This window comes from Acinetobacter sp. 1566109 (assembly GCF_000582255.1).
In the GTDB taxonomy this organism is placed as follows: Bacteria; Pseudomonadota; Gammaproteobacteria; order Pseudomonadales; family Moraxellaceae; genus Acinetobacter; species Acinetobacter nosocomialis.
Window position 1 is genome coordinate 1 of sequence record NZ_JEYB01000092.1, and the last position, 10,344, is coordinate 10,344.

At 36.0% G+C, this 10,344-nt stretch carries 8 protein-coding genes and 1 pseudogene; 5 read left to right on the forward strand and 4 right to left on the reverse strand.

Annotated features, from left to right (window positions below; genetic code table 11):
* Positions 1-147, reverse strand: a 147-nt coding sequence (locus J582_RS23610) for a TetR/AcrR family transcriptional regulator (protein WP_032048731.1), incomplete at its 3' end; no start/stop codon positions are given.
* Between the two features lie 726 nt (positions 148-873).
* On the opposite strand from J582_RS23610, the gene J582_RS23615 reads away from it, so the two are divergent.
* On the forward strand, positions 874-1,335 hold the full coding sequence (locus J582_RS23615) for a hypothetical protein (RefSeq protein ID WP_031983727.1): 462 nt from the start codon (positions 874-876) through the stop codon (positions 1,333-1,335).
* 356 nt (positions 1,336-1,691) lie between these two features.
* Positions 1,692-2,507, forward strand: coding sequence for a hypothetical protein (locus J582_RS23620; RefSeq protein WP_032048732.1), 816 nt, complete (start codon positions 1,692-1,694; stop codon positions 2,505-2,507).
* A 110-nt stretch (positions 2,508-2,617) separates the two neighbouring features.
* On the opposite strand, the gene J582_RS23625 is transcribed toward J582_RS23620, so the two are convergent.
* Together J582_RS23625 and J582_RS23630 are read right to left on the reverse strand one after the other, a co-directional pair.
* On the reverse strand, positions 2,618-3,358 hold the full coding sequence (locus tag J582_RS23625; RefSeq protein WP_081404961.1) for a hypothetical protein: 741 nt from the start codon (positions 3,356-3,358) through the stop codon (positions 2,618-2,620).
* A gap of 137 nt (positions 3,359-3,495) precedes the next feature.
* The gene (locus J582_RS23630; protein WP_031983731.1) at positions 3,496-3,915 is read right to left on the reverse strand and encodes a hypothetical protein; all 420 of its coding nucleotides are present in this window, start codon (positions 3,913-3,915) and stop codon (positions 3,496-3,498) included.
* Positions 3,916-4,193: 278 nt separating this feature from the next.
* Between J582_RS23630 and J582_RS23635 the strand changes: the two genes are divergently transcribed.
* Positions 4,194-4,451 (forward strand): YjhX family toxin, encoded by a 258-nt coding sequence (locus tag J582_RS23635; protein ID WP_001054060.1) that lies wholly within the window; start codon positions 4,194-4,196, stop codon positions 4,449-4,451.
* A gap of 33 nt (positions 4,452-4,484) precedes the next feature.
* Positions 4,485-4,991 carry a GNAT family N-acetyltransferase gene (locus J582_RS23640; RefSeq protein WP_032048733.1) on the forward strand — a complete coding sequence of 169 codons (507 nt, stop codon included), beginning with the start codon at positions 4,485-4,487 and terminating at the stop codon, positions 4,989-4,991.
* A gap of 71 nt (positions 4,992-5,062) precedes the next feature.
* Here J582_RS23640 and posA read toward each other — a convergent pair whose 3' ends face one another.
* On the reverse strand, positions 5,063-9,061 hold the full coding sequence (gene posA, locus J582_RS23645) for a delta-poly-L-ornithine synthetase PosA (RefSeq protein ID WP_032048734.1): 3,999 nt from the start codon (positions 9,059-9,061) through the stop codon (positions 5,063-5,065).
* Positions 9,062-9,679: 618 nt separating this feature from the next.
* On the opposite strand from posA, the pseudogene J582_RS23650 reads away from it, so the two are divergent.
* A pseudogene (locus J582_RS23650) lies at positions 9,680-10,199 on the forward strand (SgcJ/EcaC family oxidoreductase).
* The last annotated feature ends 145 nt before the right edge of the window (positions 10,200-10,344 follow it).

Below are 10,344 nucleotides of genomic sequence, written 5' to 3' on the forward strand. Positions count from 1 at the left end.
AAAATAATTATAAAACGTCATTTTATTCACTTCGGTTTCTTTCACAATTTTGTCGACACCGACCATATGAAAGCCACCGTAGTGAAATAAGTCGATCCCTTTTTTTACAACCTCAAAAGCACGTGTTGGGAGAATTAAATTTGGCATAGTTTTACCGTTATAAAATTAAATTTTTGTTGTATATAAATGAGATATAAAAGCCTTTTACTTTTTTGAAGCTAAAAAAAAGGCATAGCAAAGCCTATAAAGACTGTGCTTGGCACATCTCAAGTTTTATTGTTGCTGCAAGTTTTTAGTCGTGACGATTTAAAGCTTAATCAGCCGTATGGCGATCAAACTCGTTAAAAACTAAGTTGTGTTGTTATAGCTTTTGGCAAAGGTTGCCAAGAAATAATGGATGTGCAAAGCCAACTCCTTTTTATTGGGAGTTCTGCCAGACATTTATAGAATTATGGTGGCAGAACGAGAAAGGGTTAGCAGACTAGTATTATCTCAAACTAGCACACCCGTAGGTGTCCCCTTCCCGTCCTACCGCTACGGGAAAGGAACGAGTGGCTACCACATATGAGTATTCCTCAGAAGGAATGGCTCTGATGCGGGAGATAATATACGGTCTGCTAAAACCGACTGGCAATGTGGCCAGCAGGCAAAGAATAGTGCCCAACCCTTTTGCAGTCAAGCACACAAAATGACATTTGTTTTAATTTAGATCATTAAAAAGTAAGGATAAATAATGCGTGAGTTATTGTTAAATGGGGGTTTATAAAATCAAAATATCACTGTTTGGGATTTTTATCTTCCACTAACATTATATACAAAGAATATGTTATTTTAATTTTCAATATCAATTAGTTGTTTTGCTAGAGCTTATTTATGCATTCATACAAATTAAAATTTATTTTATTACTAATGTCTTCTCTATTTATTACTTCATTCAGCCATGCTGGGGAATATCAGGATAAATTAGTTCAGTGTTTAAAAAGTTCAGTTACCGAACAAGACCGTAAGGATATGGTGCAATGGATGTTTTTTGGTTTTGCTGCGAAACAAGATTTAGCAAACTACGCAAAAATCTCAAGCGCAGATTTAGAACGTGTAGATCGCAGGGTTGCAAATATTTTTGATAAAATCATGACGCAAAGTTGTACTCAAGCGGTTACTGCAGTTGTAGAAAATGAAGGAACTAATGCGCTAACACAATCATTTGAGTATTTAGGGCGTTATGCAACGGAATCCATGAGTAATGATCAAAAAGTCGTACAAAGATTACAAAACTTTAGTAAGTATCAGGATCAAGAAAAATATAGAAAGGCGTTTCCACAGCTTCCCCATTAATCTGATTGAGATTTAAAATTAGTAATAGACCAAAGGTCTATTTAACATAATGGGTACCCAATAGAATATGACAATAAAATCCCTTTATAATTAATTATTTGGGATGATCTTCCAATATATTTCCACAAAGTGGCTAAAAGTTGGAAGCATAATTCTAAGAGAGCGCATCAATACTACAAAGAACATGAGCAAAAATAGAAAATGGGAGCTGAGTGCTCCCATTTTTTATCCGTATAAGGTGTATTACTTTGATTTTATAGAAATTTAATAAGTAAATATTCTTATTTATCTCTGAATTTCTCTATAAGCCACATAGTTATATATTCTAATCTAGACATGAATGGAAAATTCTCATTATGAACTTCATGAAAATTATAATTATTCTAATACAATCTACTGCTATATTCGGATGCACAGACTCATCGAAAACAGCATCTCAACATTTATCTGAAAAATCTAATGTCAAATATTATAAAGACACTTCTAAACAAGGGGATTTAGTTGTTTGGGGTATTTCATCAAATTTAATTTTAAAAACAGTTGTAGGTGATAAAACAAATATTGCAAAAGGTACTATTTTAAAGAGCCCTTTTCTTGGTCAGTTTCCTATTAACTTTATTCCTAAAATAAAAAATCTAAGTAAAAATGATACCATCGAAAATGTTGCAGACCCTGAAAATCCTATGCAATTTAACTTACTTTTGAATAATGCTAAAAATATAGAAATTAATAATTTCTATGATACAAGTCATCAAAACCAAGTAAAAGTAATAGTAGAAAATTTTAGTACTGCTGATCCAATATATTTAAGATATAAAAAAACACCACGAGAGTGGATAAATTATTTTACCTCTCAAGAAGTTATTAAAGATGAAGATTTATTCAAAAAATTTGAATTAGAATGTTACTCACTTAAGAATTTGAAAGCTCATATTTCTCGTTTTTATCATTGTATAGGAAATGCATCAGACTCCTATCATTCTGAATTTTTAATGACAATTGCTAAACAACATGATGGAAATAATCAAATTGTAGTGACTACAGAAGTTGAAACACCTCTATATCCAAATATAAGTATAAAATGGACAATGCCTTACGAATCATTAAAAGATTGGAAAAAGGTAGATAAAAATATCTGGCGTTTATTAAAAGCTTGGAATGTGCATAAATGAACTGACTCCCAATATTTAACCTAATTTTGATCAATTTAATATTATGGGCATTATCTAAATTATAAAAAAAGCCCCTGTTCTACAGAGGCTTTTTTCAATTCAACAACTTATTATTTATAAAACCAAGGTTTCTTTGGTGCAGTCCCAGTATATGCAGGACTAACCTTAATTGGACCCTGACCTTTTTCGCATTGTTGAACACCCCACTCACTCGGGCGAAAACGAGCATTAGCTCCATCAGGCTCAGGTTTACCAAATTCTTTTTGAATATCATAATCAATGAGAGGTATTTCAAGTAGTACGATGTCTCCACGAGAACAAGCGATGGTAGGACGTTTCGTATCGTAAACCCATTTACCATAACCATTTCCCTCATTAGGATCAAAGCGCATAACTGGACCTATTTGCTGATCCCACGCTAATTCGATTCGAGGAGGCTCCATCGCAGTTACCCACATTCCTGCAACCTGTACAGGATGAGGAAAACGTAAAGCCTCTAATCCACGTAAGCTAAAGGGTACTTGTGGCTCGCCGTTGTCAAAAGCATCGTAACGACTAATTAAACTCCCTTTAGGAATCAACAGTTCACCATATTGGGCATCTTGAGATAAAACGAAATGGCTGCGACTTTCCTTGTAATGCTCCTTAAGTGCAATCTCATACTCTACCGATGCACTCATATAAAATAAGTAACCTGCCCACAGGTCACAGATCAATGCCACTAGCGTAATAAATAATGTCTTTTTAGAAAAAAAACTCACAGGCTTTTGAGCCTTCTTTCGCCAAAAGAATAGTGCTTTCACTAATAGGCCTAGTGTTAGTACAACACCAATCAATGGCGCAATAAACAACAGAAAAATTGCAAAAACCGAGAATGTCTGTACAGGTATCATAATTATTAAATCTTTAGCTTCATTTTTTCCAAAGGTGGGTCGCCAAGAAAATTGTATATACGTGTATTAAAAACAAGCTTTATGATTCACAGACACTATTTTATAGCGTTAGCATTTTCACATACTAAATTAAGCATAGCTAAATCATTCTCACCCGTGGCTTTCATTACTTCACTCTTTTTATCGCTCTTGTACTTAAGTTCACCATTATTTTTATCACCAATCATAAAGTCTAAAATCTGTATCGTCTTGTGTGAACAGTCAAAAGCCATATGAAATTGTGCAATATTATCTTTATCAAAATCACCTGTATAAAACTTTGTTTCGGGTACGCCAACTAGTTTTCTGGTAGCAGTAATTTTAAATTTACTTTTACTTGGTAAATAAAATTCGATTGAATCTAGTTCAAAAGCATAAGCGATATCTTCTTGTTGATAATAAACTTCTTCTGCTTGAATACTATTTGAAAAAGCTGCACAGATAGCGAAAATTAGGCTAAAAATTGTTTTTTTCATTTACTAAAACTCATACATGTTTTTTTGTTGCCTGATTTTATATAAATGAAAGGTCTATGAATATAAAAAACATTTGTTATTAAGTGATATATAACGTTAATATATCTTTTGAATAAAAGTATCCCCCTTCTAAAAGAGGTTTATATGTTGGAGATAGTAATCATCTGATAATCACTCTCAATTTTTATTATTGAGTTGATTATCAATGTCGCAATTTTTCTGTGGTCATATTTCTGATCACCTCTATTTGCACGTTTGATTATTATCAAGGCTCCAACATGAATCTTTCAAAGTTCGAACAACGAACTCTCCATGTCCTTGCCAAAGGCGGACATATTAAATACCAACGTGACGCATCAGGCACAGTCTATTTCGTTGAATGCTATACACGAGAAGGTTTCGTGCTATCTGATTGTTCCTTAGATGTGTTTAAAAAGCTAAAAGCAAAACGTTTAATCAAATCTAAAAATAGCCAACCTTATCAAATTACATTGTTAGGGCTTCAGACTGTCCGCCCTCAACTAGACAACCGTTGATATAAGTTGCTATTTATTAAGAGAAAGAAAAATATGAATATTACAATTCGAGATGAACAACCCGAAGATATTAAAAATATCGAAGCGTTGACGAAAGCCGCGTTCTTAAATGAAGAGCATTCTAGTCATACTGAACAATTTATTGTGAATAGCCTTCGGAAACATAAGCAACTCACGATCTCTTTGGTTGCTATAGAAGATGGCTTAATTGTAGGTCATGTGGCTATTTCACCAGTTACAATCACGTCAGGTGAAACTGGTTGGTATGGCCTAGGCCCTATTTCTGTATGTCCAAAGAAACAAGGAATTGGCATTGGTTCTCTTTTAATGAATGCAGCTCTTCAAAAGTTAAAAGAATTAGGCGGAAAAGGTTGCGTTCTATTAGGTGATCCAAATTATTACAGTCGATTTGGTTTTAAATCATACCCTGATTTAAATTTACCTAATGTACCAAATGAATACTTTCAAGCTATAAGTTTCAGCAATCATATTCCTTCAGGAGAAGTTACTTATCATGAAGCATTTATGGCAACTGAATAAATAAGTTCGCTTACAACACATAGTAAAAAGCCTCTGTTTCTACAGAGGCTTTTTTTCAATTCAACAATTTATTATTTATGAACCCAAGGCACAGCCGGTGAACCAATCCAAGCAGATTTAGCCGGAATATTTTCACCTTTCATGACTAATGTTAATGGGCCTAGCACAGCATGGTTACTCACGTTTGCATTATACAAAATAATACTACGTGTATTTACCACAACATCGTTACCAATATTCACTTGTCCGATTTTCATAATACGGTCTTCAAACAAGTGAGTTTGTGGACCCGAGAAGCTATTAAACTCAGCACGGTCACCAATGCTTACACAGTCAAACTCTGTAATATCAGCCGTATCCATATAGACGTCTTTACCAATACGAACACCTAAAATACGCAAGAAGAATGGCAACATTGGCGTTCCTCTTAAGTAGTTTAAGAAGTTAGGAATCGCAACTGACTCATATAAGCTTGTAATCCCTTCGCTCAACCATACAAACATAGTCCACATAGGAGCTGAACGTGGCTCATAACGACCAATCAAAATCCACTTCAATAACGCAACAATAACGAAGCAGCCTACACCATAGAGCAAACCAGCAAGCGTTAAAGCTAACAAACCAGTTGGAATGTTGTATTTGTTAATAACATCAATAATCTCAAGCACGATCATATAACCTACACCAATCGCAAGAGCGGCAGGTAATACAACACGAAGACCTTCAATAAAACCACGCATTAAACGGCGTTTGATACTTGGTAAGAATGTTAAATGATCTGGATATTTCTCAGCAGCTTCACGTGCAGGCAGCAATAACGGTGGTGAACCAAACCAAGTTTGACCATCGTACATTTCAACGTTATCAGGTGTCTTAGATTGCACACCAATCAAGACATTGTCAGGCAACACAGTACCATCAGCAATATAAGCACTGTTTCCGACAAAACTACGGTTACCGATAGTCGTCGATTTCAAAGTCATCCAGCCGCCTTTGATTTCTTCATCACCTAGCATTACAGCATCGGCAATAAAGCTTTCTTCACCCAAAGTCAGCATTTCTGGAATAACACCGTTTGCGGTAGAAATTTCAGTATTTTTACCTACTTTTGCACCGAGCATACGGAACCATGTTGGCGCATAAATGGTCGCAAACAAGCCATGCAAGGTTTGTAAGCTTGTTTCCAAGATTTGAGACGCAAACCATTTACGGTAATACGTACCGCCATGAACCGCATACCTTCCTGTTTCAAGACGAGGCAATGCAACTTTACGAATGACTGAAGAGATCACAGCAGTAATCATCATCATCATTGCACTAGCTGGGATCGCTAAAATGAAGTAGTACAGTGCGATTTGTAAATGTTCATTCGGGTTAATATTAAATACGTTTGCATCTAACCAGTCGACCAACAGGAAGCTTGGGAAAATTGGAATAAAGAACAAACACGCAATAATTAACGCACTAATTCCATAATATGCATATTCTGCAATTTTACGAATAAACGATAATTTTGGACGCTCTGGTAATTTATCGTGATCATCTACATGCCCAATTTTCTTCGCAGGTGTACCATCCCAGATTTCTCCAGCTGGTACCACTGTGTCATATTCAATTGAAGTTAAGGCATTTACATGAGCTTGTTTTTCCAACACTGTATTTTCTTCTAATACAGCATAAGAGCCCACATAACTGTCTTCTTTTAAGTGAATTGAACCTAACACCAAGTGACCATGTTCGACTTTGGCATTCTCTAAGTTTACTTGAGAGCCAATGCTCACCCCATCTTCAACAGTAAGTAAAGACGGCATACGAATATGCACTGAACTAATGGTGACATCATGGCCGATTTTCGCACCAAGCGCTTTCAAATATAAGTTAAGTAAAGTCGAGCCTGATAAAAGATAGACTGGTGAAATGTTGCTAATACGGTCTGCTAACCACCAACGGAAATAGGTTAATCCCCATAATGGATATTGCCCTGCACCAACGCCCATCATTAATAGTCGTTTTACCGTAATTGAAACCACAAAACTGGCAATAATTACGCTGATATAAACCAATAAAGACATCGCGATTGCATTTGGAATACTATCTCGTGTTCCACCGGTAAAATAATGATAGGTAAAGAATGGCGCTAACCACTGCAAAATGTTAATCGAAATTAAAACTGGAATAGTAATAAACTGAGCAATACCACATAACCACTTATAAGTTTGATTACGAGGGTTATCTTGTCCAATCTGGCTATCAAATACAGTAGGCGTTGGTTGCTCTAGCATGAGTGCAGCAATTGCCCCAACCCTTCTCGCTTGATATAAGTTTTGAATAGTTAAGTGGCTATATTCCGGATGTTCACGTAGGTTCGAAATTAAAACCGCCGCTAGAAGTGAATGCCCACCTAGGTCATCAAAGAAATCTGAGTCGAGTTTAATCGGCATGTTTGGAAACAAGCGATTTAAAATACCAAATAAAACTTCTTCGGCCGGGTTCTGTGGTTGGTCAGATTCACTACGGTCAATCACACTCGTAAGTGGTCGTGCTTTTAAAGCCTTACGGTCAATTTTTCCTGACAATAAACGCGGAACTTCTTCAATAATTTCAAAACGGTTTGGCACCATATAAGGTGGTAATCGTTGGCTGAGATTATGGCGAATCTCTTTAATTTCGATTGCTTTCTTTGCATCAATTTCTGGTGCAATAAACGCAATGAGCTGGTCAATACCGTCTTCAGGACGAAGTATAACTGCCGCAGTACCAATACCTTCAATATCGCAAAGCGCAGCTTCGATCTCACCGAGTTCAACACGGAAACCACGAATTTTTACCTGATCGTCGGCACGTCCCAAGCAATGTACTTGTCCAAATTCATCAATTTTAGCCAAGTCACCAGTACGATAGAGCGATTGTTCATCTGGACCTTCTGCCCAAGGGTTTTGAATAAACTTATCAGCCGTTAAATCAGGTCTGCCTAAATATCCTTCTGCCACACTTGGCCCGAAAATACAGAGCTCACCTGTTTCACCTTGGGGTAGTAATTCTCTTTCAGCGTTTATGACCAACATGCCATAGTTTGGTAAAGGCTTACCAATGGTAACAAGTTTGCCACGCTCCAATGCCTCAAGACTTGCCGTAACCGTAGTCTCAGTTGGACCATACGTATTAAACATTTTGTGATGAGGCAATGCCCAACGGTCAACCAGTGAATCCGGGCACATTTCCCCACCTAAGTTAATAATTCTTAAGTTAGGTACATCTTCTGGGAATAAAGCAAGTAAAGTCGGTACAGCATGTAATACGGTAATGTTTTCTTGCTTTAATGTTTGGCATAAACGTTCAGGGTCACTCACAAGTGACTTAGGTGCAATCCACAATGTTGCACCAACCAAGTAAGAAAGCCAGATCTCTTCAAACGACATGTCAAAAGCAACAGAAAAGCCTTGATAGACTTTATCTTGCTCTTCAATACCCAAAACATTATTTTCACTACGTAAAAAGTGGCAAATATTTCTTTGGGTAATCACGATCCCTTTCGGCTTACCTGTTGAACCGGATGTATAAATGATATACGCAGGTTGTTCTGGGGTCGTTTTAGCTAAAGGGATATTTTCACTAAGCGGCTTTTGCAATTCAGTATTGGTCCACTTTGTTTGTGGTACTTCATCTAAATGTGCATACCATTCATCTGTAGTAATCATTCCTACAGCTTCGGCATCTTCAAGACAAACTGCTATACGGTCAGCCGGCGTATCCATATCAAATGGAAGCCATGCTGCACCACTTAAACAAATTGCCAACTGAGCTTTTAAAAGCTCAATACCACGAGGCAACCATAACCCAACAATATGACCTGGTTTTACCCCTCTTATCGTCAAATGCTGAGCCATGATTAAAGCTTGCTGATATAACTCACCATAACTCAACGTTTTATCTGCTTCAATTAAAGCCGTCTTATCAGGAAGAGTTTGTGCAGTATGGACAAAAATATCGGCCAAGACTTCATGCTGCAAAAATTCCGGATGATACTTTCCACGAATAATATTATTCGTGTTTGTTACAAACTGGTTCATTTTTATACTCTCTTTAATTTTCTGATTTGGCTCAAATGAAGTCATGTTTGTTTTTGTGACCCATTAAAGAAATCAAGATATGTCATAAATTAAATAATTGAACTTAAATCAAGATTAAAGTTTTAGTTTTAAAGTCTATTTAATAATATATAAATTCCGATTGTTTAGGCTCATTTTTTCTAAAAAAATTAAGCTCTTAGCTACAATATTTTAATTTCACCACACTCATCAGGATGAAAAACGTACAAAAACAGCCAAGTAAAAACCTATAATTCACAAGATTTATATAACTCTAATTTTAATAAAACTAATAAATGCTATCCGATATACAAATTCTCCATATTTTAAACTTAATTGATTCATTGTGAACATTTAAAAAGTCCTAAAATGGAAAATTCTATTTAAATTTTTAGAGGGTATTTAATTATTAACAATATATTAAAGTCATTATGAGTCATTTCTATTTATCTTATATTTTTATCTGTATTTTTCTAAAAAACCTTTGCGATTGCTTAACTCAAGCTTACATATGTTTAATATCGTTTAGTTATGAGGGAACACTCCCTATTTTGCGCTGCAAGTATTGTTTGTTTATATAGAATCTCAAACATATGAAGAATGAGAGCTGCTGTTACGTTTAAGCAGGTCGAAGTCCCTTCATTTATAATACATTGAAAATAGACTTAAGAACTTAAATAGTAGGGATCATATGAGTCAACACATAATAAACCCAGAAGACATTCCCCTAGCATTTCAAGCCGCTTGGAATAATCATGATATGAAGGCCTTTGCAGCGCTTTTTCATCAAGATGCGACTTTTGTTAATCGTTTCGGTCATTACGTTAAAGGCATTGATGAAATTATTGCTCTTCACCAGCCTATTCATGACACCATCTATAGCGATTCAACACTAGAGAATGAACTCATAGACGTCACCTCTTTAACTAATGATATCTGTATTTCACATTTTTGGAGTCGTCTAACCGCAGGCTTAGCTCATCCCCAGGGTCCCCATCAAATTGATACCCTCCTTCTCACCGTCCTTGTTAAGGAAAATAACTCTTGGTGTATTCAGGCGCTAGAAAATGTGACTTTAACGAACCCACGCACAGGAGAGATCATACTTAGAAATTTATGAAACAGAGCAATATAATTTTTTAAGTAATTTATAGACATAAAAAAAGCCCTTGTCATTAACAAGGGCTTTTAAGAATTTTGGCGGAAGCGGTGAGATTCGAACTCACGGAGGACTCACACCCTCGTCGGTTTTCAAGACCGGTGCA

Bases quoted from the DNA above. Each gene is read 5' to 3' on its own strand.
- J582_RS23615 (WP_031983727.1), top strand. From the start codon at position 874: ATGCATTCATACAAATTAAAATTTATTTTATTACTAATGTCTTCTCTA.
- J582_RS23620 (WP_032048732.1), top strand. From the start codon at position 1,692: ATGAACTTCATGAAAATTATAATTATTCTAATACAATCTACTGCTATA.
- J582_RS23630 (WP_031983731.1), bottom strand. From the start codon at position 3,915: ATGAAAAAAACAATTTTTAGCCTAATTTTCGCTATCTGTGCAGCTTTT.
- J582_RS23635 (WP_001054060.1), top strand. From the start codon at position 4,194: ATGAATCTTTCAAAGTTCGAACAACGAACTCTCCATGTCCTTGCCAAA.
- J582_RS23640 (WP_032048733.1), top strand. From the start codon at position 4,485: ATGAATATTACAATTCGAGATGAACAACCCGAAGATATTAAAAATATC.
- posA (WP_032048734.1), bottom strand. From the start codon at position 9,061: ATGAACCAGTTTGTAACAAACACGAATAATATTATTCGTGGAAAGTAT.